Origin of the sequence: Algoriphagus sediminis, assembly GCF_030403435.1 — a bacterium.
GTDB classification, from domain to species: Bacteria; Bacteroidota; Bacteroidia; order Cytophagales; family Cyclobacteriaceae; genus Algoriphagus; species Algoriphagus sediminis.
Genome location: NZ_JAUEPH010000006.1, coordinates 90,841 through 113,261 on the forward strand (window position 1 = coordinate 90,841; position 22,421 = coordinate 113,261).

22 protein-coding genes are annotated in these 22,421 nt (G+C 42.0%); 6 read left to right on the forward strand and 16 right to left on the reverse strand.

Features of this window, described 5'->3' with window-relative positions; translation table 11 throughout:
* Nucleotides 1-92: 92 nt before the first annotated feature.
* Nucleotides 93-3,740, reverse strand: coding sequence for an ABC transporter permease/M1 family aminopeptidase (locus QVH07_RS13995; protein ID WP_290001429.1), 3,648 nt, complete (start codon nucleotides 3,738-3,740; stop codon nucleotides 93-95).
* A gap of 9 nt (nucleotides 3,741-3,749) precedes the next feature.
* Nucleotides 3,750-4,637, reverse strand: a complete 888-nt coding sequence (locus QVH07_RS14000) for an ABC transporter ATP-binding protein (RefSeq protein WP_290001432.1) — start codon at nucleotides 4,635-4,637, stop codon at nucleotides 3,750-3,752.
* Between the two features lie 198 nt (nucleotides 4,638-4,835).
* Here QVH07_RS14000 and QVH07_RS14005 point away from each other — a divergent pair, with 198 nt between their 5' ends.
* The 3 genes from QVH07_RS14005 (at nucleotide 4,836) to QVH07_RS14015 (ending at nucleotide 6,988) form a co-directional block, all read left to right on the forward strand.
* On the forward strand, nucleotides 4,836-6,071 hold the full coding sequence (locus QVH07_RS14005) for a VOC family protein (protein WP_290001435.1): 1,236 nt from the start codon (nucleotides 4,836-4,838) through the stop codon (nucleotides 6,069-6,071).
* A gap of 71 nt (nucleotides 6,072-6,142) precedes the next feature.
* Nucleotides 6,143-6,481: a hypothetical protein gene (locus QVH07_RS14010; protein WP_290001437.1), complete on the forward strand. Its 339-nt coding sequence runs from the start codon at nucleotides 6,143-6,145 to the stop codon at nucleotides 6,479-6,481.
* 60 nt (nucleotides 6,482-6,541) lie between these two features.
* Nucleotides 6,542-6,988 (forward strand): hypothetical protein, encoded by a 447-nt coding sequence (locus QVH07_RS14015; protein WP_290001439.1) that lies wholly within the window; start codon nucleotides 6,542-6,544, stop codon nucleotides 6,986-6,988.
* A 14-nt stretch (nucleotides 6,989-7,002) separates the two neighbouring features.
* On the opposite strand, the gene QVH07_RS14020 is transcribed toward QVH07_RS14015, so the two are convergent.
* Together QVH07_RS14020 and QVH07_RS14025 are read right to left on the reverse strand one after the other, a co-directional pair.
* Nucleotides 7,003-7,245 carry a hypothetical protein gene (locus QVH07_RS14020; RefSeq protein ID WP_290001440.1) on the reverse strand — a complete coding sequence of 81 codons (243 nt, stop codon included), beginning with the start codon at nucleotides 7,243-7,245 and terminating at the stop codon, nucleotides 7,003-7,005.
* Between the two features lie 32 nt (nucleotides 7,246-7,277).
* A complete protein-coding gene (locus tag QVH07_RS14025; RefSeq protein WP_290001442.1) occupies nucleotides 7,278-7,910 on the reverse strand; it encodes a pYEATS domain-containing protein in 633 nt (210 codons plus the stop codon).
* 194 nt (nucleotides 7,911-8,104) lie between these two features.
* Here QVH07_RS14025 and QVH07_RS14030 point away from each other — a divergent pair, with 194 nt between their 5' ends.
* Together QVH07_RS14030 and QVH07_RS14035 are read left to right on the forward strand one after the other, a co-directional pair.
* A complete protein-coding gene (locus QVH07_RS14030) occupies nucleotides 8,105-9,790 on the forward strand; it encodes a DUF885 family protein (RefSeq protein ID WP_290001446.1) in 1,686 nt (561 codons plus the stop codon).
* Nucleotides 9,791-9,857: 67 nt separating this feature from the next.
* On the forward strand, nucleotides 9,858-10,721 hold the full coding sequence (locus QVH07_RS14035) for a ChaN family lipoprotein (protein ID WP_290001450.1): 864 nt from the start codon (nucleotides 9,858-9,860) through the stop codon (nucleotides 10,719-10,721).
* Nucleotides 10,722-10,757: 36 nt separating this feature from the next.
* Here the strand turns inward: QVH07_RS14035 and QVH07_RS14040 are convergent, their stop codons facing one another.
* From QVH07_RS14040 to QVH07_RS14080, 9 genes are all read right to left on the reverse strand, one after another.
* Nucleotides 10,758-11,036 (reverse strand): hypothetical protein, encoded by a 279-nt coding sequence (locus QVH07_RS14040; protein ID WP_290001452.1) that lies wholly within the window; start codon nucleotides 11,034-11,036, stop codon nucleotides 10,758-10,760.
* Between the two features lie 187 nt (nucleotides 11,037-11,223).
* Nucleotides 11,224-12,030, reverse strand: a complete 807-nt coding sequence (locus QVH07_RS14045; protein ID WP_290001454.1) for a Spy/CpxP family protein refolding chaperone — start codon at nucleotides 12,028-12,030, stop codon at nucleotides 11,224-11,226.
* A 32-nt stretch (nucleotides 12,031-12,062) separates the two neighbouring features.
* Complete coding sequence (locus tag QVH07_RS14050) at nucleotides 12,063-12,383, reverse strand: hypothetical protein (protein WP_290001457.1); 321 nt, start codon at nucleotides 12,381-12,383, stop codon at nucleotides 12,063-12,065.
* A 1-nt stretch (nucleotide 12,384) separates the two neighbouring features.
* Nucleotides 12,385-12,876 (reverse strand): RNA polymerase sigma factor, encoded by a 492-nt coding sequence (locus QVH07_RS14055; RefSeq protein WP_290001460.1) that lies wholly within the window; start codon nucleotides 12,874-12,876, stop codon nucleotides 12,385-12,387.
* 105 nt (nucleotides 12,877-12,981) lie between these two features.
* On the reverse strand, nucleotides 12,982-13,716 hold the full coding sequence (locus QVH07_RS14060) for an MIP/aquaporin family protein (protein WP_290001462.1): 735 nt from the start codon (nucleotides 13,714-13,716) through the stop codon (nucleotides 12,982-12,984).
* Between the two features lies 1 nt (nucleotide 13,717).
* On the reverse strand, nucleotides 13,718-15,217 hold the full coding sequence (glpK, locus tag QVH07_RS14065; RefSeq protein ID WP_290001464.1) for a glycerol kinase GlpK: 1,500 nt from the start codon (nucleotides 15,215-15,217) through the stop codon (nucleotides 13,718-13,720).
* Between the two features lie 64 nt (nucleotides 15,218-15,281).
* On the reverse strand, nucleotides 15,282-16,850 hold the full coding sequence (locus QVH07_RS14070) for a glycerol-3-phosphate dehydrogenase/oxidase (protein ID WP_290001469.1): 1,569 nt from the start codon (nucleotides 16,848-16,850) through the stop codon (nucleotides 15,282-15,284).
* A 51-nt stretch (nucleotides 16,851-16,901) separates the two neighbouring features.
* Nucleotides 16,902-17,411, reverse strand: coding sequence for a SixA phosphatase family protein (locus QVH07_RS14075; protein ID WP_290001472.1), 510 nt, complete (start codon nucleotides 17,409-17,411; stop codon nucleotides 16,902-16,904).
* 62 nt (nucleotides 17,412-17,473) lie between these two features.
* Complete coding sequence (locus QVH07_RS14080; RefSeq protein WP_290001476.1) at nucleotides 17,474-18,208, reverse strand: RluA family pseudouridine synthase; 735 nt, start codon at nucleotides 18,206-18,208, stop codon at nucleotides 17,474-17,476.
* 106 nt (nucleotides 18,209-18,314) lie between these two features.
* Between QVH07_RS14080 and QVH07_RS14085 the strand changes: the two genes are divergently transcribed.
* Nucleotides 18,315-19,505, forward strand: a complete 1,191-nt coding sequence (locus QVH07_RS14085) for a hypothetical protein (protein ID WP_290001478.1) — start codon at nucleotides 18,315-18,317, stop codon at nucleotides 19,503-19,505.
* 1 nt (nucleotide 19,506) lies between these two features.
* Here the strand turns inward: QVH07_RS14085 and QVH07_RS14090 are convergent, their stop codons facing one another.
* Genes QVH07_RS14090 through QVH07_RS14100 form a run of 3 tightly spaced genes read right to left on the reverse strand, consistent with a single transcriptional unit; the run spans nucleotide 19,507 to nucleotide 22,399 of the window.
* On the reverse strand, nucleotides 19,507-20,481 hold the full coding sequence (locus tag QVH07_RS14090; RefSeq protein WP_290001480.1) for a YpdA family putative bacillithiol disulfide reductase: 975 nt from the start codon (nucleotides 20,479-20,481) through the stop codon (nucleotides 19,507-19,509).
* The gene (locus tag QVH07_RS14095) at nucleotides 20,478-21,242 is read right to left on the reverse strand and encodes an NRDE family protein (RefSeq protein ID WP_290001483.1); all 765 of its coding nucleotides are present in this window, start codon (nucleotides 21,240-21,242) and stop codon (nucleotides 20,478-20,480) included. Before QVH07_RS14095 ends, QVH07_RS14090 begins: the two co-directional genes overlap by 4 nt.
* Nucleotides 21,243-21,289: 47 nt before the next feature.
* On the reverse strand, nucleotides 21,290-22,399 hold the full coding sequence (locus tag QVH07_RS14100) for an alkene reductase (protein WP_290001486.1): 1,110 nt from the start codon (nucleotides 22,397-22,399) through the stop codon (nucleotides 21,290-21,292).
* Nucleotides 22,400-22,421 lie beyond the last annotated feature (22 nt).

Below are 22,421 nucleotides of genomic sequence, written 5' to 3' on the forward strand. Positions count from 1 at the left end.
AGGCGGAAAGCTACCGATTCTAATTAGAGAATTTTTATTTTGGACTCTTTGTGAAAACTGAAAAAGCCCAATCCTGGGGACTGGGCTTAATTTTATTCAATCTCGACGTCTATCGTATTGTCATCCGGTATTCGATCGATTAGCTTATTAAATGGATCAATACCGGCTTTGGCAGGCTCACCTTTGACTCGAATGGTCAGAGAAGTTTCACCCGGTTTTACTTTGTACTTAGCCACATAAAGTGGGTTAACCCGGTCTTTGCCTTCCTCATCCTGATCATCCTCTGCGAATATTCCAATGTCAATATAATCACCCTCATATTCTGCTGGAGTTTCTCTTCCTGTTTCATCTGCATATAGTTTTTGGGAAGTGAAATTGATGGTCACGTCATACTCTTCCTCCCCAACCTTGGTGGCTGTTACTTCTTCAGCTTTGTTGTTATACAGGGTGATTCGCTTCCAGGTATCATCCAAGTAATACATCAGACTGTCTGGTGTGGCTTCTGCCAAATAGTTGTACAAGTCCACACTTCCTGGGAATGGAGGCTCTTGTCTCATTCCTAAATCCTGATTGAATTTATACAGGGCCGAATCCATTGCTTCGGGACCTATCAAGTCTCTCAAGCCATAAAGAATTAAGGATCCCTTATAGTACCACTGATAAGCACGGTTACAATTTATAAAGGTGTTTTCCTTTTTGGATTCATTCGACCTGCCTGAAAGGTACCGATCCAATTCATCTTTTAGAAAACGTTTCATATTGTCTTTTCCATACTTTCTCTCTGAAAGAATAAGAGCTGAAAATTCAGCCAAAGCTTCGGATGTAAGATTTGAGCCTCGAGTGTAATTCGGTGTGATTTGGTGAGCCCACCACTGGTGAGCGAGCTCATGTGCGGTCACAAAATACACATAATCAAAACTATTCGGGTCTGAAAAATCTGCTATCCAACCAAAACTTTCAGCGAAAGGAACTGTATTTGGAAAGGATTGGGCAAATCCTGCATATCTGGGGAATTCCAGAATCCGCATCTGCCGGAATTGGAAGTCACCATAAGTATCCGAGAAATACTGCAAGCCATCCTTATAGGATTCCACAAAACGATTCAGATTGTATTCGTGCCCCTTTTGGTAATAGATTTCAATATCCACCTCTTTTCCCGAGCCTAGGTATGCTTTGTCCCTCAGGATTTCATAATCAGCCGAAAGTACAGAGAAGAAGGCCTGAATAGGAGTGTCCTGGATATAGTGAAAATACCTACGACCATTCTCTTCCCATTCCCTTTGAAGATAGCCTGGGGCTATTGCGATTTGATCTGGAGAAGTGCTGACAGTTGCCTCGAAGCTTATCATATCCGCATCATCCACGAAAAGAAGTGTGTTCCTGCCATAAGGATCATCATGTGGCGGTAAATCATCAGGTTTCTCTGGCAAGTCATGCTCCCTTCTATCTTCATCGCTACTTAATTCATTATCTGGATTATAGCCTAAAGAAGGAATTCCGCCAGCTATAAAGCTTCCATTGTAAACAAGCTCTCGTCCATAGCCACTATTAGGAAAGCCTGAATTTATCACTTCACTTTTCATTTTAAGAGCTATCGTATCCCCCGGCATTAGAGTCTGTGGCAAGGCGGCCATTCTATAACTGGGTTTTCTCTCCTTCTTACCAAAAACCTGAAATTGATCGGGTTCGAATTCAATAAGACTTCTGTATGGAAGTTCCGCGCCATTAAAAGTCACCTCAAAATCAGTTAAGGAAGAACCATCAAAGAAAATAGAATCGATAGGGGTGTCCGTCTTGTTCACTAAAAGGGCATCAGCCTCGAAGTATGCATCGCGTTCCTTAGGGAACATATCTGCCTTCAGATTTATACTTACGAACTTTGGCTGAGGCATAAACTCATACTTCTTTAGCTGCTTTTCATAAGCCACTGACCGAAGTTCTCCCTCATCTGATGTCCTATAGGTATTGGTATAAACTGTAGAGCGGTAGATAAACCCAAAGCAGATCAAACCAATAATCAGGAATCCGTAAGAGGCCAAAGAGGTTTTGTTGCCCATTTTACCTTTCGCAGAAGCCCATCTGGATTTCCAGGAGTTTTCAGTTCCCCTGTTGTAGAAGGTAGCAAAGAACAGTAAGAGGAATAAGCCAATAGCTGTCCAATAGACATTAAACCAAAGCAAGGGTTCCCAGAAATGGCCAAGGCCATTCATGTCACTCCAGGTATAACCGGGCTTGTAAGAAAAGAAGAATGCATTAAAGCCATATCCGGCAAAATCCCTTAACACGATCATCACCACCCAAATACCTATGGCTGCGGCATGACCCGCAAACTTATTATTCACCACCAGATGTACAGCAAACACCAGCATTACCATCTGCAGATAATCCGGCAATGAAATCAAATAGCTATCTACCAGGTAGATTCCCAGCTCGTATTGGAAATACCCTTTCAGTGTCTGAACAATTATTCCCACGAAGATTGGGATGGTTGTTAGCATCAGGCAGATCATGGCTATTCCCGTAAATTTTGAGGCGATGATGGTGCCGTCCTTCACAGGGAAAGCGGAATTGATCACTGAGTAACCAGAGGAGCGGTCTCTGTGTAAGGTTTCACCGGTAAAAAACACGATGATGATGAAGACAAAGAGATTCCAATCAAAAGTCTTAAACTCCATCAGGAATGTGGTGACCGGGAAATTTGGAACACTATAGAGAGTAACTCCAATCCAAAAATCCAGCACCAGAAAGACAAGGCCACCCAGTAGAATAGATTTGAAATACACGTCTTTGAAGATGTTTTGAAATTCAATCTTCGAAAGAGTCTTGAAGCTATTCCATTGATAGCCTTTACCAAAATCAGTAGTTACACTCACTGGGGTCTGCGAAGCCTTGGAAACTTCAACTTTTTCCTGCTTGCTTTTCTTTTGACTGGTTTGGAAGAAATAATTGAAGCTGAATCGAAAATATGCAGCTAAGAAAAACACCAGGCCTATACCTATCCAAAGCAGTCTATTGATCAAAAGATTTCCTTCCACAGGGAGTAGAAAAGAATTTTGCTCATAAGGGGTGAGGTATCGTGTTTGGAAAAAGAAAGTATTCAGACCAAATGGATCCATAATCTCCACTAGTTCCTGATTTTCTATGTCCTGAGCCAGGAAGTTTGCTAGGAGATAAATGATAAAAACGATTATCCCACCTGAATAAATAGACCGAATGTTTCTGGTAAATACGATAAGCGCAAAGAAAAGCGATCCCGCCAACCAGAGGTTTGGAACCAAAAGCGTCAGCCATGGCTGGAAATAATTTATTAAGCTGTTTGGTCCATAGCGCAATTCATCTGTTCCAAATAGTGGAGCACCCAGAATAGAACCCAGGTAGAATCCTATGATAGATCCCAACGAAATAAAAAGGAGAGTCACGAAAGATCCCCAAAATCTCCCCATAAAATACCCTGTTTTAGAAATGGGATAGGAGAAAAGGAAGGTTCCTGTCTTATGTTCCAGATCACGATAAAGCGGTACACCCATTACTGCCGAAGAAATCAAAATTCCGAAAAGGGAAACCAGAAGAAGCAAATTGGCAATGACAATCGGTGCATTATGAAACACCTTTTCCGATGCCGGAGTATTACCAAAGCCCACCAGAAGCATGGGGACTACCAATAGCATCAAAAAATAGATATAGGTCGCCGGGCGAGAAAATCTATATTTGAGCTCGAAAATGAAAATATCCTTAAACATAGCTTCCGGTTAAATAGTAATAGGATCTACCTTCTTGGATATATGGCTGAAGTAGACATCTTCCAGATCAGCAGGTACTGCTTCAAATCCATCACCAGGGTTTTCATCACTCTCTACTCTTAGACTAAGCTTTCCTGCCAGTAGTTTGGTGGAGATCACTGAATACTTATCCTGATACTCACTGAGTTCTGACTTCTCTACAGACTTTTGATAGATTCTTCCATCTATTGAGGCGATCCCTTCTGAAGGTTTTCCGGTCATTAGGACCTCACCCTGGCAGATGATAGCCATATTGGAGCAAAGGGTATTTACATCTTCCACGATATGAGTGGAAAGAATGACAATGGTATTTTCTCCGATTTCCGACAGGAGATTATAAAACCTGTTTCTCTCCGAAGGGTCCAAACCAGCTGTAGGCTCATCCACAATGATAAGCTTTGGGTTACCCACCAAAGCCTGAGCAATCCCAAATCTTTGGCGCATACCACCAGAATAAGTTCCAAGGGCTTTTCTTCTATGCTGGTATAGATTCACTTTTTGTAGCAGACTTTCCACCAACTCTTTTCTCTCTCCTTTATTCCCAACCCCTTTCATCTGGGCGATGTGATCCAGCATAACCTGCGCATTAATCCTGGGGTAAAGACCAAAATCCTGAGGAAGATAGCCCAGTTGCTCACGCACGGTTTGGGGATCTTTTAGCACATCGGTTGTATCCAAAATGATACTTCCTTCATCGGGATCCTGAAGTGTAGCGATAGTTCGCATTAGGGTAGACTTCCCGGCTCCGTTTGGTCCTAAAAGCCCAAACATCCCTTGAGGGATGGTCAAAGAAATGTTGTTCAAAGCCTTTACCCCATTCGGATAAGTCTTTGACAGGTTGTTAATGGTTAACTCCATAGGTGGATATTTTTAAGTGATAAAGATGTGTTAAGTGTTACTTGCTGAGTATCAAGCATCTGTCAATTTAAGGAATAGTTTCATAAAAAAAATTTATCGAAACAATAGCTTATGAGTTATGAATCGGCTGAAAGCTTTCGGTATAGTTTGCGAGGAAAGGGTATTATTTCCACTTTTATGAGCATAAAAATCCATTCTATGAACCGAAAAATAAATTCCAGAATTCTGCTTCTGATGAGTCTAATTCTCACATTTTGTACACCTAAAGTGGATCAAAGAAAACTCGGAGCTTTTGAAGCTTTTGCTGAAATGGTGCAGGCCGGGAATAAGCCTCTGGCCCTTAGCCATCCCATGAGTCCTGAGGAAGCGGAGCGGTTTTGGCCTGAGGCCGAGAAGATAGCTGAAAAATATGGAGTACAGGTTTATCGCGAGTATGAACTGATGCGTTCCGGGCTTTTTGACCTTGGAGGATTGGACGGAATGGAAGTTTTTATTCTCTATTCAGGTCAGAATCTGGATGCTTATCTGAAATACAAAGATCGGATGGCTTCCATCTCTCCGGAAGAAAACCCAAATGAATTCATTGAGATTTCCAGAAGTTTTGGAAGGCTGTTGGGGTATCCGAGTTGGAGGGTAAATAATCTGCTGGCGCAAAACACCAGCTTTCGTGATTTAGAGGATTTTGGAATTCAGGGCCATGAGCTGATTTGGTTTTATCAGGATTTGGCTGCAGCCAAAGTTTTCTATCAAGAAACGCTTGGGCTGAAACTGATGCAGGAGGATGAGGAGTCCGCCAAATTCCAAATTGCAGGAGATTCTTACTTGCATCTCAAGGATCTTAACTCTTCGGATTACTCAGGGGATGAAAATAAATCTGTGGCTTTGGCTTTGCTTACAGATCATCTGGAAGACTGGTATGCTCATGTGCAGGAAAAGGGCGTAGAGATAAAATACACACTGAAGCAGAATCCAGAAGGTGCTCACGATGGATTTGTGGCGGTCGATCCGGAAGGTTATTTGTTGGAATTTGAGATGTTTCGGGATCATCCGGAAAACGAAAAGCTAATGCCCAGGCTTCGTTATCAAACCCCATTGGAAACGTCTTTTGGTGGGAATTTGAACTTTTACAGTTCAGTATCCTGGCTGTATTATCAGGACATGCTACCCATGCAAAACTGGGTAGAGGAAGAGCTGGGGCTTGAGCTCATAGTTGATCAGGGCTGGGCAAAAATCTATGCGCTTTCTGATCAGTCTTACCTGGGTCTTGTAGATGGCTTAAGGGGAATGAATGAATATTCTGATTCTAAGCTGGTTGAATTCGGGCTAATTTTGGAAGATCCACAGGGCTGGGAATCCTATCTCCAATCCAAAATTTCAGAAGATCGGGAAGTAATGACTTTCCAGGATTTAGGGGGGTATTTGTATAGGTTTTAGTAAAGTTTTTTAATTGAATTTGTTATTTTGGAAAGTGTGTTTAGTATACATTCTAAAAAGCAGGTGTGGTAATGAGATTTCAAATAAAGAAATATGCATACGATATTCGAACACCAAGAATAGGTGTAGATAATGAAATTCAAAATCAGAGTGGATCGATAATGGAATTATACGGACAAAATGATGAACTCCTTGCATATATATATTTTGAAAGGCGAATACGTAGGAAATCGCAATCTCTGAGCAATAATCTTAATTCCAGGCCTCCATTGGTATCGTATGATATTTCAGATTTACCCGCTATATTGGATTTATTGAGGAATGAATCACCTGTTTACCTAGATTTAGGACATCCATTTGGGGGATACCTGACAACAAAGGAGGGGAATGCTCGCGATTCGCAGGAGTGAGGATTACTTGTACCAAAATCCTGTGTTTTTTTGGTTTTAAGCCAAATCAGAAATCAATGATTGAAAACCTTTAAATCTTCAGATATGCCAACCGGAATTAAATCTGAAATTTCTTCTTATAATGTAGCGTTTACCAGAAGTAAAATTAATGGAGCATTAACTACTTTTGAGACAGAAAGTATTGAAATTCCCTATAGAACCCAACTTGTACTTCATTTAAATGAAGTGAGTGTTGGAGGGCAACAGGTGGAAAAAGTAGACATTAAGTTCATAGACAACAGGGACTTTTCCAAAGACGAGGCTTTTTCTAGAAATTTAGGATGGAGAAATGGTTCTACTATAATTTTATTCTTAGCTATAATGGATTTTGAGAATCTGTATAAAATCTTAAATACAGAAAAACAAATATTTTTTTATTGGAGAGAACAAAAGATTACCGGTTACCCAATGAAGATTTCGAGTTTTAAAATTTCATCATCTCCAAATGAAATAGACAAGGACAATTAACTATTACGGATGTATTATCCCTGAATATCTCTAGGTGGTCGTCTTCGCGTTCGGACCTTATTCCCTTTCAGTTTATCATTGATCTCTGAAATAGATTCAATAACATTTATCTCCGTTCGATTAGAAAGAGAAATCCGTGTCACCTCATCTCCTAATTCTTTAATACTTATTATAAAATCACTGTTAAGAGTTATCTGTGTTCTTACATCTCCAACTCTAAAATCACGTTTTTCAATGGTTAGTGTTATGAATGACATGGTATGACTATTTAGCTTTATAGAATTAAATATTATTCGTTGATTCGAGGTCCACTTTCCCAAAGGGTGATATACCTTTCGAGAATTATAGGCTTCTCAATCTCCTTCAGGTACACTTTCGCGGTCAAAACAAATTCTCCATTAGCAATTTCTTTGAGGCAAAATTTATTGCTAAGATTAGATCTTATTCGTATGGGTTCAGGATAATTTTTGTGTAAGTAATACTGTACATATTTAACCTGTTCAAGTGCACCTCGATAATAAGAGTTAATTATAACACGAATATCATAGTGCGGCCGATTCACCTTGGTTGCCTTTTGAAATTCCTCCTGTATTTCCGGTCTTAAGAATGATGTGTGGTTGATAAAGAAATAGTCAGCAGGTATCTTTTTTTCTTTCAGATTTACAATTAATTCTATTTTGTCTTCCTCATCTCCTGTCATTTTTCTTTGGGATGGGAATACCTCCACATCAAACCCAAAAGCTCCAATTTTCTTGACTTTTTTAGTTAATATGATTCCAATAATAATAGGGGTAATTGCAAGTACAATCCATCTGGTTTCCAATTCTAATAGAGCAGGAAATTTGAGCTGAAAAAGAAGTAAGATGGCAAGGGTCAAGATTGACGAAATGAAATATATCAGAAGTGTTTTGCTCTTATCCATTTTCAAAACATGTTTAAACTGGACGGATATAGACTAAATGAAAATGTCGGATACATTATAATTTAGTAAAAAAGTAGATGCAATTACTCTTAAAAATTTAAAATTTTCTTCTTGATTTGTCCGAAATCTCTCATTTATCAAGTATCGTCGATTTCACTTTTTCCATTAACTTGACTCCTTTAAGATCAATTGCTATGCGTAAACTTCTATTTATCCCCATTTTCTTCTGCGTTGTCCTTACCGGTTTTGCTATCGAGTTGGAAAATATGATTCGTACCTATCAGGCGGATCGTGGTGCTCTCAGCCGCTTATACACAAATCGACTGAGCACAGAATATTTTGACCGGATGGATGCTTTTCATAAGGAGTATCTGGACTACCTGAATGCTCAGAATTATGATGCCTTATCCGAAGATGGAAAGATCGATTATGTACTTTTTCGAAATTATCTGGAGCGGGAACTGGCCGAATTGGAACTAGATAGAAGGGCTTTTGATGAGGTTTCCGAAGTTTTGAAAAATACCAAGCCCCTTGAAGAATTTGTAATAGGAAGAAGAAGGGCTGTTCGTCCTGATGCACAGGCTTTGGCCTCCTCCTGGGATGAAGTGGCAAGGCTCATAGATTCCCAAAAAGAGGAGCTTGCAAATACTCCAAAGTATAATTCCTGGCAGAAAGCAGATTTGGCAGCTCGTGCAATTGAATCGATGAATCGAGTCGTTGGGGAAGCCTATTCCTACTATTTTGACTATGATCCCGAGTTTACCTGGTGGATGCCTGCCTCCTGGGAGACTCTTGATGCTAGCATGAAAGGCTTTGCCAAAGCTTTGCGTGAGCACTATACCAATTCGGTCAAAGATGACGGAAGTGGAATTATCGGCCGGCCAATAGGAAGAGAAGCTCTGGAAAAGCAATTGGCTTTCGAAATGATCGCCTATTCGCCCGAGGAACTCATAGCAGAAGCAGAAAAGCAATTCGAGTGGTGTGAAAAAGAGATGCTAAAGGCCTCGAATGAATTGGGGTTTGGGAATGACTGGAAAGCCGCTCTGGAAATGGTTAAGGAATCCTATCTACCAGAAGGGGAGTGGCCCGCAGAAGTGATCAGGCTGGCTGAGGAGGCTACGGATTACATGGAGGAAAATGATTTGCTGACCGTGCCACCCTTGGCGAAAGAAACCTGGAGGACCACCATGATTTCGGCAGATCGACAAAGGGTAAGCCCTTTCTTTTTGGGTGGTGAAGTGATACAGATTTCTTACCCAACCTCTGAGATGAGCTATCAGGAAAAAATGATGTCCATGCGTGGAAATAATCCACATTTTTCCAGAGCTACTGTTCAACACGAACTGATTCCTGGTCACCACTTACAGCAGTTTATGAATCAACGCTATATGACTCACAGGAGGCTATTTCGTACACCATTCTGGACTGAGGGCTGGGCACTTTACTGGGAGTTTATGCTATGGGATCGGGGTTTTCCGAGGGATGCCAAAGACAAAGTGGGGATGCTTTTCTGGAGGATGCATCGCTGTGCACGAATCATTTTCTCTTTAAGTTATCATCTGGAAAAAATGACCCCACAGGAATGTGTCGATCTTTTGGTGGATAAAGTGGGCCATGAATATGCCAATGCAGAAGCTGAGGTACGGAGATCATTTGAGGGGAGTTATGGACCCTTATATCAGATTGCCTACATGGTGGGAGCTCTAGAGTTGGTGGCACTTCGTAAGGAAGTAGTAGATTCTGGTCAGATGGAGGAGAAGGCCTTCCATGATTTGATTTTAACTCAGAATACCATGCCTATCGAAATTCTTCGTGCAAAAGTTACCGGGGAAATGCTCGATCGAGACCATAAGGCCAGTTGGAGATTTTTAGAAGATTGAAATCAATTATAAATTTTCCTTTAAGGCATTTACATTTGAAAGATATTTGAAGTTTTCAGCCTGATTTATGAAGAAACATTATCCGTTTTTACTCGCCTTTGTCCTTTTGACCAGTTTGAGCTTTGCGCAGCAAAAAAGTCCCTATACCATTTTTGATAGCAAAGGCAAAAAGGTGAGCTACAAGAAATTTATCAAAAAGATCAAGGGCAATGATGTGGTCCTTTTTGGAGAATATCACAATAATCCGATTTCACACTGGATGCAGATAGAGCTTTTGAAAGAACTGCATCAGGAAGGTGCTATTACGCTGGGAGCTGAGATGTTTGAGCGGGATAATCAGGAACAGCTCAACCAATATCTCAGTGGGGAAATTGATGCTAAGGCCTTAGATACGCTGGCTAGGCTTTGGCCAAATTATAAAACAGACTATGCTCCAATAGTGGACTATGCCAAAGCCAATGATATTCCCTTGATCGCTACTAATATTCCCAGGCGTTTTGCCTCCATGGTCAATAGGGAAGGAGGCTTCGAGGCATTGGAAAGTCTCTCAGATGAAGAAAAGTCCTGGATCGCTCCACTTCCGGTCGAGTTTGACGCTGAGCTGCCACAATACAAAGCAATGTTTGAAATGATGGCAGGGCATGGAGGTTCCATCGATATGGTCAAAGCTCAAGCGATAAAAGATGCCACCATGGCGTATTCTATTCTTGAAAATTACAGTGAGGACCAAACCTTCCTTCATCTGCATGGATCCTTTCACTCTGACTTTTACGAAGGTATTTTATGGTATTTGCAGCAGGCCAGTCCTGATCTGGCCTATGGTACTATCGCAACGGTGGAACAGGAAGATATTTCAAAGCTTGAGGAAGAGCACCTGGGGCGTGCAGACTTTATTCTTTGTGTGGATTCGGATATGACAAAGTCCTATTAAGCTCTGGCTTTCATTCTGAATTTTCCAAAGGTAGACTCACTTAATTCTTTTATACTCTACCTTAGCCCTTGATGGCCCTTCCGGATTAGGGTCAAGGTAAAGTTCATTCCCAGCTAAAAGTGTGATTTCTTTTTTCTCTCCTTTTCCGCAATCCAGAGTTTGAAGTATTTCTCCATTTCGCTGAATTCTAATTGAAAAGGTTCTCTCCCCGATATTCTTGACAATTGCAATGCAATCTTCTCCGGTATAAGGGTTGATTGTTCCATCCTGACCGGAGCCCTTACCCGTCATAACCATGCTTTGCTGGGTATCCAATTCGATGATGGTCGCATTCGAAGAACAGGCTTGGAGGATTAAGAGAAGGAGGATAAAGCTTAAGGATTTTTTTATGTCTGTAGTGGTTAGATAATAATATTACGAGTGCAAATCGACCTTTAGATTTCCTAAAACAAAAAAAGAAGCCCAAACGGACTTCCTTTTCTCAAAATCAACCAATATTTATTTACTTCTTATTCTTTTTAATCTTAGCCCCATCCTTAAGGGTAATAATCACTACTCCATCTTTTCCTTCGTCTCCATAAAGCGAAGTAGCTGATTTATCCTTAAGCACGCTGATGCTTTGAATATCATCAGGATTGATATCGAAATCTGAGATTGAATTTCCTTTCACGGTTTCTTCACCCAAATTAACCACGAAAAGAGGCTTGCTACCATCTTCATCAGAATCCATTCGGATCATAATTTTACTATTCTTAGAGTCAGGAAAGAGTGTGGTAGCACCGGACTTGGATTGGAAATTCATTGGATAGCCAATGACAGTGGTAGCCCCTTTACTATTTGATGCCGAGTTGAAAACGTAAGAACCTGTGGCCACCGTCAGCCGACTTTTGAGCATTTCTATTTGCTCTTCGGTCAATTCATTTTTGATAGCAACCAGGGTTGAAAGTCGCTTTTTCTTAAGCTTACTTTCAAGGGCCAAAACCTTATCCATTTGTTTGTCCACCTCGGACGAATTCGGACTATTGGCCTCTAGCATTGCATTCAGCTTTTTCGTTTCCTCATCCAGATCCCACTTCATGGTGCTGAATTCTCCTGCACTTTCTGCGTGGATTTTTTTGATTTTACTTGCCTGGGCGTCGGTGAGGTCCAGTTTATCCCTCATTTCCATGACCCGGTCTGCGGAGTAGAGATTACTCGTGAAGATATCTTCCGGCTTGGAAGAGCTGGCCGAGGTCCATGTCATGGCCTTTTGGGCAAAGCCCATCCCCGTAAAAAGGGAGAGGTAAAGAATCAGTGCGAGTTTTTTCATGGCATTTAGTTTTAAAATGGGAAATAGTTGGTTTAGTATTCAGTTAGTAATGATGCGGTGGGAGACTCCCAGGTATCTAAATAGGTGGTTTGCTCAATGATAAATTGCTGTTCATTGTCAGGAGTTTCCTCAAGGCTGATGATCAACACCTCAGCTGGAGCCTCAATGCGCTCTTCTTCAGGCCAGATTAGTGGTGCAAAGAGGAAGAGTGATGCCGCAATACCTACGGTCAGCCATAGCGGGGTCATATTCGCTTTTGGCTTAGGTAAGCCCTGGAATTCCGGAATATCTATTGATTGATCTTTGACTCTTAATTCATCAAAGAATTGCTGTATTTCTTGATCTTCTTTCATCTCAAATCTGTTCCTGAGTTTTTAAAATCATCTGTTTTAATCTCTTTTTACCGCGATCATAATGAGTTCTCGCGGTGCCGATACCGACTTGCAAGACCTGAGCACATTCTTCCAAAGTCATGTGATGGTAAAAGACCATCAATAAAACCTGACCTTGCATAGGTGAAAGCTGCTTAATAAGCTTTTCATAATTCTCCCTGGGTTCTTCTACTCCGACTTCTACATCAGCTTCCAGTCCATGATAATTATCCAGAGATTCCAAAGGCATCCCTTTTTTAAACTGGTCAATGGCCGTGTAGCGAATCACTGAGAAAAGCCAAGTCTTGGGACTGGATTTTTCATTAAACTTTGCTTTGCCTTCCAGGATTTTCAGATAAACTGCCTGAAGGACATCCTTGGCCTGATCCTCATCAAAGGAGCAGCATTGTCTGGCCCAGAGGAAAGCATCTTCATGATGCTGCTTAAGGATATGTTCGAGTGCCGAGCTGGTCATTTACTCCTTTGTCGTGAATTCTTTGAAAAATATGACAGTGATGTCAGTTTTTTTTACTCTAAAAATAAAAAAGAGGTTTTACGACCTCCTTTTTGAATTCTTTAACTAAACACCGGCCAGTAGATATAGGCCTGCGGCCAAAGCCGCCCCAGTGAATGGACCCAAAATCGGAATCCACGAATATCCCCAGTCTGTAGGTCCTTTTCCTTTAATGGGTAAAAGCTGATGCATCAGTCTGGGGCCAAAGTCCCGAGCAGGGTTAATTGCATAACCTGTCGTTCCACCGAGACCTAAACCTATTACCCACACCAAAAACGCAACTGGAATAGCACCAAGAGATCCCATTCCAATGGGAGTCTGATTAGAATCTTCCATTTGAGCACCGGTGCTGTAAAGTATGGCTAACACCAATACAAAGGTCCCTAAAAGCTCTGAAAGAAAATTGAGGCCATTGTTTCGAATCGCTGGCGCGGTACCAAATGGACCAGCAAGGGTAGCAGGATCTTGCTCCTCTTCAAAGTGATCCTTGTACATCAGCCAGGCAAGGCCTACACCCAGCATGGCACCACCGATTTGTGCCAATACATATCCTGGGGCCAATGCCCAATCAAACTGGCCCGTGATCCCAAGGCCTACAGTCACGGCAGGATTGAGGTGAGCACCACTGTGTGGCCCAGCCACCACCACTCCCGTGAACACTGCCAATGCCCAGGCCGTACTAATGCCCATGATCCCTCCTCCATTTCCATGGGTCTTGGGAAGAATCATGTTAGCCACTACTCCAGAGCCCAAAAGAAGTAGGAGGAAAGTTCCGATAAATTCTGCTAGATAAGGATTCATGTTATTCAGCCCAGTTTTTTGATCGTTCAACAGCTTTTTGCCAAAAATGCAAAAATTTCTCCCTTTCCGAATCATCCATTTTTGATTCAAAATTTTTATCTGCTTCCCAAAGCTCTTGAATTTCTTCTTTGTCCTTCCAAAACCCTACGGCGAGACCTGCAAGGAATGCCGCTCCAATAGCCGTAGTTTCAATGATCTTTGGTCGCTTAATTTCGCAATCAAGCAAGTCGGCCTGAAATTGCATCAGAAAATTGTTGGCTGTGGCACCCCCATCTACTCTGAGCTCAGCGATTCGTTTTCCACTATCTTTCTCCATGGCTTTCAGTACATCGTAAACTTGATAGTCAATGGCTTCTAAGGCAGCCCTTGTAAAGTGAGCCTGGGTAGTCCCTCTGGTAATCCCAAAAAATGCTCCTCTTGCATTCTGATCCCAATGTGGAGCCCCTAAGCCTGCCAAGGCAGGGACGAAATAAACTCCATCATTATCATCAATACTTAATGCCAATTTCTCGGTCTCCTTGGCGTCTTTAAATAATTCTAAACCATCTCTCAGCCACTGGATAGCGGCCCCACCTATAAAAACAGAACCTTCTAAGGCGTAATTGATTTCCTCACCTATTTTCCATGCAACAGTGGTCAATAGCTGATTTTCAGATTTCACAGCATCTGAACCAGTGTTCATCACCAGAAAACAACCAGTTCCATACGTGGTTTTTGCCATTCCCGGTTCGGTGCAAAGCTGACCGAAAAGTGCAGCCTGCTGATCTCCAGCTATCCCGGCTATGGGGATCTTCGTCTTTAAAACGTCCCCGGAAGTTTCTCCAAAGATTTCGCAGCAGGATTTTACCTCTGGAAGCATACTTTTCGGTATCCCAAATAAGTCCAGGAGCTCGTCATCCCATTCCTGAGTGTGAATATTAAAAAGCATGGTTCGGCTCGCATTTGTGATATCGGTGACGTGATTTTTTCCACCGGTTAGTTTCCAGACTAGCCAGGAGTCCACTGTGCCAAATGCCAATTCACCGGCTTCAGCTTTTGCCCTAACTCCATCCACATTATCCAGAATCCAGCGGATTTTGGTCGCAGAGAAATAGGCATCAATGATTAGTCCAGTTTTACTTCTGATCATTTCGTCATGGCCATCAGCCTTGAGCTGATTACAGAACTCTGCTGTTCTCCGGTCCTGCCAGACGATCGCATTGAATACCGGTTTGCTGGTTTTTCGATCCCATACTATGGTTGTTTCCCGCTGATTTGTAATACCAATAGCAGCAATCTCATCTGCAGAAATGTCCTTTTCTACGAAAGCCTCAATCATCACAGAAGACTGCGATTTCCAGATTTCCATTGGGTCATGTTCTACCCACCCCTGCTTGGGGAAGTACTGTTTGAATTCCTTTTGAGCTGTGGTAACGATCTTGCCCTTTTTGTCAAAAATAATAGCTCTGGAGCTGGTAGTTCCCTGGTCTAAAGCCAGGATGTAGGGTTTGGATTCGGTCATTTGGATTTGGGTTAAAGTCCTAAAAAAAGAAATCTCAGTCTAAATCCCTCAATTTATCCAAAAATCACCTGGATTTGATCAGGTATTTGGAAGCTACTTTACGAAATTCCACAAGCTCCGCCTCTATCCAAGTTTTATCTTTACCCATTTCAGAAGCCATAAGTTCAGCCACTCCGGGAGCGGAGTCTATGGCTGCTTGGGCATCAAGAATAAGCATTCGTAATCTTCTGGAAAGTACGTCTTCTACTTTCACGGCCATTTCTCTGCGAATAAACCAGATAACTTCCGCTTTGGTGTTTGGGAAGTCCGGATGAATCTTTTCACCTAGTTTAGGATCCTTGTCGATCAATTTTTTGATTTGATGGGCGTGGGTCCCATAAATCGCCCAGTGACCTTCCATGGGCTTATTGGTATTTCCATTGATAAACATCCTTTCCGATTCCGATTTTCGAGGTTTTATACCCGTCACCTTTTCATAAAAGTCCACGGTGTCTTCACCCATCTGTCTGAAAGTGGTCCATTTACCTCCTGTCAAAGTTATAAGACCACTCTCGGACTGAAGAATTTTATGGGATCGGGAAATCTCTTTGGTTTTTGCGTCCTCATCCTTCGGTCTCGCCAAAGGTCTCAGTCCGGCATAGACCGCTTTCACATCTTTCCTAGTGGGATTTTTAGTTAAATATCCGGATGCGGTCTCCAGAATAAAGTCAATTTCTGCTTGAAGAGCTTTGGGCTCCAATTCAGCTTTTTCTTTTAAGGTGTCTGTAGTTCCCACTACCAATCGGTTATGCCAGGGAACGGCGAAAAGTACTCTTCCATCCGTGGTTTTTGGAATCATCAATGCATCTTTCCCGCCTAAAAAGGATAAGTCGATAACCAAATGTATACCCTGGCTAGGCTGGATCATTTTTGGAGATTCGGGCTGATCCATTTGAAGAATTTTATCTGCAAAAACTCCTGTGGCATTGACCACCATTTTTGCCTGTATGGAATAGGACTTTTTCCCAATTTGATCTCTTATTCTTAGACCAGTGAGCTTGCCATTTTCATCCTTAACAAGACCAGAGACTTTGGCATAATTCAAAATGCATGCTCCTGCATCATCGGCCGTTTGAGCAATAGCGACTGCCAGTCGGGCGTCGTCGAATTGTCCATCGTGATAAACCACTCCCCCCTGAAGTCCTTCCTGTTTGATAGCAGGTAGTCGTTTGATTGTTTCTTCCCGAGAAATAAACCTTGATTTCCCGATTCTCAACCGCCCTGCCATCCAATCGTAAGTTTTAAGGCCTACGGTATATTGAATCCGATCAAAAAGTGTGTAAATGGGAATTATGAATGGCTGTTCGTGTGCAAGGTGTGCTGCATTTTTCAGAAGTCTTCCTCTTTCGCGAAGGGCTTCCCAGACCAGTGCCACATCTCCCTGAGCCAGATAGCGCACTCCACCATGAAGAAGTTTGGTGCTACGGCTGGATGTGCCTTTGGCAAAGTCAGATCTTTCTAAAAGAACCACAGAAAGATCTCGAGAGATGGCATCCAAAGCTACCCCAAGTCCAGAAGAACCACCACCAATAACGGCGATGTCCCAAACTTTATTTTTATCGGCTAACTGACTTAGGTTTTCTGATCTGTCCATAACTGTGTAAAAAATAGACAACAATCTTCGCTAGATTGTTTTTAATTCTGTCTATTGCTCGCTAAAATCCTTGAAGGTCTTTATCTCTGAGGTGGTCCCGCCCTCATCCATACTCACTATATAAATATTCTCATAATCCACATCTTCCAGGTCTGGATATTTGCCTTCTTCACCAAGTAATATATTCACCAGTCGAGGGGCGGTATTGCTGTGTCCTACAACCAAAACATTCCCTTCTAAACCTTTGAGCAATTCGGCAAACTCCTCTTGCTTTGCCGGATCGTAGATCTGGATGGGTAGTCGTGTGTCATCAGAAGTGGGCTGAGCCGTATGACGGGTTCTTTTATAGTTGGTGGAGTAAATATGCTTTATATCCTTATCAGCCAATATCTGGGAAAGCTTAATGGAACGAAACATCCCAACCTGAGCTAATTCCGGATCACGATCCTGCGTGAGATGCTTTTCAGCATGTCTTACTATGTAGATGGTTTTCGGCTTTGATTTAGTACCGCAAGCGTAAAGGAAGATTGAGACCAGAAAAAGGAATAAAAGATTTTTCATAGGGTTGAATATATTACATGGCTTTGAAAAAGTCTTTCTACTCCCAAATTTCCCTACAGAGTTTAGCCTGAAAAGGTATTGTCCAGGTGTTGATCTTTTGCCTTTATTTCCTCAAACTCCAGAAACTGCTCCCAGAATTCTTCTTCCGGAACGGCAGCTCGTAGGAACAGCTTTTCTTTCTTTACCGGATGCACAAAAACCAAGTTAAAGGCATGAAGATTAATACTGGCATCTGGATTAGCTTTGGCGAAGCCATACTTTACATCGCCACGAATAGGGCAGCCCATAGATGCTAGCTGAACGCGAATTTGATGTGGTCTTCCAGAAGTAGGTCGCACCTCAATAAGCCAATGATCGTTCATAAAACCCAGTGTTTTATAATTCAATTCAGCCTTTTGCGATCCGGGAACTTCGTGGTCATGAGCAGTAACCACATTTCTTTTCTCATCCTTCACCAGCCAATGCGTTAATTTGCCTGATTTAACTCTTGGCTTTCTCTTTACAATCGCCCAGTACACCTTATGAATATCCCGCTTCCGGAATAGCTCCATCATGCGCTCTAAACCTTTACTTGTTCGGGCAAAAACGACTAATCCACTCACCGGTCTATCCAGTCTATGAACGGGATGGAGAAAAACAGCTCCGGGTTTGTTGTATTTTTTTGCAATGTAATCCTTGCAATAATCGGTCAGAGTTTTATCTCCGGTTTTATCCCCCTGGACTAATATTCCTGCGGATTTGTTTACCACGAGCAGATGATTGTCTTCGTAAACGACGTTGAATGGCTGCTTTTTCATAGATGGCTCAAAGGTAGGCAATTTGTGATTAGATAGAGATATTCTTGTGTTATTGTCATGGTTTTTAGTTGAAAGAGCTTATACTAGCATTTTAATAGATAGAATTATGAAACTACTCCCATTTGCTGGTATACTTTTTTTGATCCTTTCCTGTTCTCCTTCGGAAAAAGCCGAGGTTAACAAAGGCGATGACACCAAAAGGATTTCGCTAATAGCCGAAGACTCAACGGTTGTCAGAGACATTATTGCATCTACTTTTATATTTCAGGATGGGGATGAGGAGCAATTGATTTTTCGTGATGCTACGGCATCCACTGTTTACATTTTTAGCCGTGCGGGTGGAGAGTTAGTTTATCAGTGGACCAAAAAAGGAGATGTTCCAGGTGCCTTTTCCTTGGCTACAAAAAATTTGAATGTATCTGAATCCGGTGAAATTGTTCTAATTGATGTAAGTGAAGGATTGCGTGTTTTTGCTAAGGATGGGGAGTTGATCAGTCGTGCTAGTCCAGTCGCTAATCAATGGAGTTTAGGTGGTGCATTCAATCTTTTTAGGGAAACCGCTTTGGTGTCAATGCACGGAGAGAAGTATGTTCTTTATTCTTTGGATATGCTGGAATCTGATGCAGCGGAATATGGACCTCAATTTCTTCAGAATCGTAAAAACCTAGTGCTGACAAACTTGGAAACAGGAGAACATCGATTGATTTTGCCTTTTCCCGAAGGCTCAAAATTTTTGAATGGCATGGTTTATCCTTTCGAGGATTTTAGACCTCTTTTTATTATAGATGAATCTGCTAATAAGCTGTATTTGATTTTTCAAAATGAACCTATTCTATATACTTATTCTTGGAATGATGCAGCACCTGAATTGCTTTCGAGGGTTAGGATCGATTTGCCAGGGTTTGAGGAAAATGAGGGTTGGGAGCCTGGATCCATTCAGATGGCACAAATTACTGATAAGGAAAACGAACCATTTCCAGCTCGAATTCAGGGTTTTGAAGCTGTTGAGGGTGGCTTTTTGTTGAGTTATAGCACAAAACCTACGGATTTGGATAACTACAACCGCTACAAAAGCAAGGACCGAACGAGGGAAAGCCTAAATCAAATCTACGAGGAAACTCGTCGGAAGACGGTTTTTCTTGACCTGGATGGAAAAGTGCTTCCTGTTGATTTTCCAGAAATGCACTATCAAAGTTTTCAGATCATTGATGGAAAAATCCATTGGATGAAAACCCCCACTCCGGGGGAAGAAGCAGAAGAATTTACGCTTTATTGGGGCAAGCTAAAAATTGAATAATTCAATCCAGTTTTTTAGCAATATCCGCCATAATCGACTCGGCGTGGACAATGGAATTTTCAATAAAAAACTCTCGGGTATTCAATCCGCCGCAAACAACTCCGGCCAGATAAACGCCCGGCACATTGGATTCGTGATTGGCTTGATCGTAGCAGGGTTGCCTTTTTTCATCAAGAGACAACTCTACACCAAGCTGATCCAAAAGCGCAAAATTAGGTTTGTAGCCTGTCATCGCCAGGACGAAGTCATTATCTATGGTTACATCACCAGCAGGAGTTGCTATCACAACCTCCTGATCCCGAATTTCCTTGACTTTGGATCGGGTGAAGGCTTGGATCGAACCTTCCTTGATGCGATTCATAATGTCGGGGCGTACCCAATATTTGACATTTTGATCTACTTCATCTCCCAGCAAAACCATGCTGACCTCGGCTCCTTTTCTCCAGCATTCCAAAGCTGCATCTACCGCAGAGTTTGCACCGCCGACTACCAGAAGTTTTTGTCCGATAAAAGGCCAAGGCTCTTTATAATAATGCATCACTTTAGGCAGTTCTTCTCCGGGGACATTCATCAAGTTAGGTAAATCGTAGAAGCCAGTGGCAAGCACGATTTTCTGCGTTTGATAGCTTCCTTTTGAAGTTGTGATAAAATAGTTTTCTCCTTTTTTCTCTAGCGTTTTGACTCCTTCGTAGAGATTGACCTTGAGTTTGAAATGAAAATAAATTCTTCGATAATATTCTAAGGCCTCGGTGCGAGTAGGTTTGTTTTCTACCGACATGAAAGGAATGCCAGCCATCTCCAAGCGATCCGAGGTAGAAAAAAAGCGCATGTTGACTGGATAATTGTAAATGGAGTTTGTCAAAGCTCCTTTTTCCAGGATGAGATAATTCAAGCCCTTTTTTTGAGCTTCTACTCCACAGGCCAATCCAATCGGCCCGCCACCAATGATGATCACGTCAAAAATCTTTTTACTCATGATTTTGCTAAGTTAAACTCTTTGATGGTATCGCTGAAGTTTTGCTCATCCCAATCAAAACTTCTCTCTTGAATTGAAATTTGATCATTTTTGTTCCAAAGCACTGTGCTAGCGGAGCGAGTTCCATAATTTCCATTGGTGCGAATCATTTGGGCTGATAGCGCAATTTCCAATTCTTTCGGGGCTCCAGTATCCGGTAATTTTTCTATTGGATGTGTTTCTTTGGACTTTAGAATATTCAGCAGTTTCTCATGCGATAGACCCTGCTCTAAAGTTTCCTTCAATTGATTTTTGGCAAGGATGGTTTTAGGCCAGGGATCGTTGATCAGTCCGTTGCTCAAGCCATGAATACCCGGTTGAATTTCTTGAATTCCGTTGCCAAAATTACTTAAATACATCAACTGATCCCCATCAGAAACAAGTAGATTGAATCCCTCATAGCGACCCTTTTCCTTCTCGATTTCTTTTAAATAATCCTCCGGAGAAATGGAATCTTCCAGAAAATCCTGAACCAATTTTCCCCGTGAAATTTCACCATGACCCATTTTCCTGAAATCCCGATAATTGGTAAGCAAGGACCAGCGACCATTTGGGTGAAAACCCATCCAGGTTCCCCCACTTTTGAGATCTTTTCCTCCAAAAAAACCAGAATCCCAGCATTGAAGTTTGCCGGTGGGCCGGTCAAAAAACTCATCCCGATTGGCAGATATGATCAAAGGGTTTTCAGATTGATTTATCCATGAAAAGGCTACTAAACACATAAGTCTAAAGATAAAACAAAGGCCGGATATACCGGCCTTTGGGGTGATTAACCAACTTTTTCCTCTTTGAGGCTTGGGTAATCAGTGTAGCCTTTCTCTCCAGGCGTATAAAAGGTATCTGTATCCCATTCTGCCAAAGGTGCATTTTGTGCAAAACGCTCCGGGAGATCAGGATTTGAAATAAATGGCTTTCCAAAAGCAACCGCATCAGCGAGTCCCTCAGCGATAAATTGATTGGCCTTTTCCTTATCGAAAGCACTATTTATGACCAAAGTTCCCTTGTACATAGGTCTGTACCGCTTCGCTATTTCAGTTTCAAGGAAAGGGATTTCACTTACATCATTAAAGGGCTCGGAAAGGTGGAGATAGGCCAGGTCGTACTCATTAAGTTTTTCAATGATATAATCGAACGTGGGGATGGTCTCCTCATCTGCCTCCATTCCGAATATTCCATGGAGGGAAGGGTTCAAGCGAAGCCCAATTCTATTTTCAGGCATTACTTCTTTAATAGCATCAATCACTTCAAATAGAAGTCTTGCCCGGTTTTCAATGCTCCCACCGTATTCATCCATCCTCACATTGCTGGAGCGATTGAAGAACTGGTGGAACAGGTAACCATTGGAGGAGTGAATTTCCACCCCGTCAAACCCGGCCTCAATTGCATTTGCTGCAGCATTTTTGAAATCCAAAACAGTTTCCTTGATTTCTTCAATGCTCATAGCCTTTGGGCTGACTGTTTCTTTGAAGCCTTTTGGGGTAAATGACTTCGAATGTGGGTTTATAGCAGAGGCTGAAAGTGGTAATTCTCCATTGTGAAAATCAGGATGAGAGATTCTTCCTACATGCCAAAGCTGAATGAAAATGTGACCATTATCGTCATGGACAGCTTTTGTCACTCCTTTCCACCCTTCCACTTGTTCTTTTGAATAAATCCCCGGTGTATTGATGTAGCCTACTGCCCTCGGTGAAACTTGGGAACCCTCGGAAATGATTAATCCTGCAGAAGCTCTTTGTCGATAATATTTTTCATGAATGTCAAAAGGCACATTTCCTTCATTATCGGCACGACTTCGAGTCATTGGAGCCATCCAAACTCGATTTTTCAGGTTGAGGTCACCCACCTGTATAGGCTGCAAAATTGGCTCTTTTGTACTCATAGTTTGTTTTTGGTTTAGTCTA

Coding starts and splice junctions, on each gene's coding strand:
- QVH07_RS13995 (WP_290001429.1), bottom strand. CDS start 3,740: ATGTTTAAGGATATTTTCATTTTCGAGCTCAAATATAGATTTTCTCGC.
- QVH07_RS14000 (WP_290001432.1), bottom strand. CDS start 4,637: ATGGAGTTAACCATTAACAACCTGTCAAAGACTTATCCGAATGGGGTA.
- QVH07_RS14005 (WP_290001435.1), top strand. CDS start 4,836: ATGAACCGAAAAATAAATTCCAGAATTCTGCTTCTGATGAGTCTAATT.
- QVH07_RS14010 (WP_290001437.1), top strand. CDS start 6,143: ATGAGATTTCAAATAAAGAAATATGCATACGATATTCGAACACCAAGA.
- QVH07_RS14020 (WP_290001440.1), bottom strand. CDS start 7,245: ATGTCATTCATAACACTAACCATTGAAAAACGTGATTTTAGAGTTGGA.
- QVH07_RS14025 (WP_290001442.1), bottom strand. CDS start 7,910: ATGGATAAGAGCAAAACACTTCTGATATATTTCATTTCGTCAATCTTG.
- QVH07_RS14030 (WP_290001446.1), top strand. CDS start 8,105: ATGCGTAAACTTCTATTTATCCCCATTTTCTTCTGCGTTGTCCTTACC.
- QVH07_RS14035 (WP_290001450.1), top strand. CDS start 9,858: ATGAAGAAACATTATCCGTTTTTACTCGCCTTTGTCCTTTTGACCAGT.
- QVH07_RS14045 (WP_290001454.1), bottom strand. CDS start 12,030: ATGAAAAAACTCGCACTGATTCTTTACCTCTCCCTTTTTACGGGGATG.
- QVH07_RS14050 (WP_290001457.1), bottom strand. CDS start 12,383: ATGAAAGAAGATCAAGAAATACAGCAATTCTTTGATGAATTAAGAGTC.
- QVH07_RS14055 (WP_290001460.1), bottom strand. CDS start 12,876: ATGACCAGCTCGGCACTCGAACATATCCTTAAGCAGCATCATGAAGAT.
- QVH07_RS14060 (WP_290001462.1), bottom strand. CDS start 13,716: ATGAATCCTTATCTAGCAGAATTTATCGGAACTTTCCTCCTACTTCTT.
- glpK (WP_290001464.1), bottom strand. CDS start 15,217: ATGACCGAATCCAAACCCTACATCCTGGCTTTAGACCAGGGAACTACC.
- QVH07_RS14070 (WP_290001469.1), bottom strand. CDS start 16,850: ATGGACAGATCAGAAAACCTAAGTCAGTTAGCCGATAAAAATAAAGTT.
- QVH07_RS14075 (WP_290001472.1), bottom strand. CDS start 17,411: ATGAAAAATCTTTTATTCCTTTTTCTGGTCTCAATCTTCCTTTACGCT.
- QVH07_RS14080 (WP_290001476.1), bottom strand. CDS start 18,208: ATGAAAAAGCAGCCATTCAACGTCGTTTACGAAGACAATCATCTGCTC.
- QVH07_RS14085 (WP_290001478.1), top strand. CDS start 18,315: ATGAAACTACTCCCATTTGCTGGTATACTTTTTTTGATCCTTTCCTGT.
- QVH07_RS14090 (WP_290001480.1), bottom strand. CDS start 20,481: ATGAGTAAAAAGATTTTTGACGTGATCATCATTGGTGGCGGGCCGATT.
- QVH07_RS14095 (WP_290001483.1), bottom strand. CDS start 21,242: ATGTGTTTAGTAGCCTTTTCATGGATAAATCAATCTGAAAACCCTTTG.
- QVH07_RS14100 (WP_290001486.1), bottom strand. CDS start 22,399: ATGAGTACAAAAGAGCCAATTTTGCAGCCTATACAGGTGGGTGACCTC.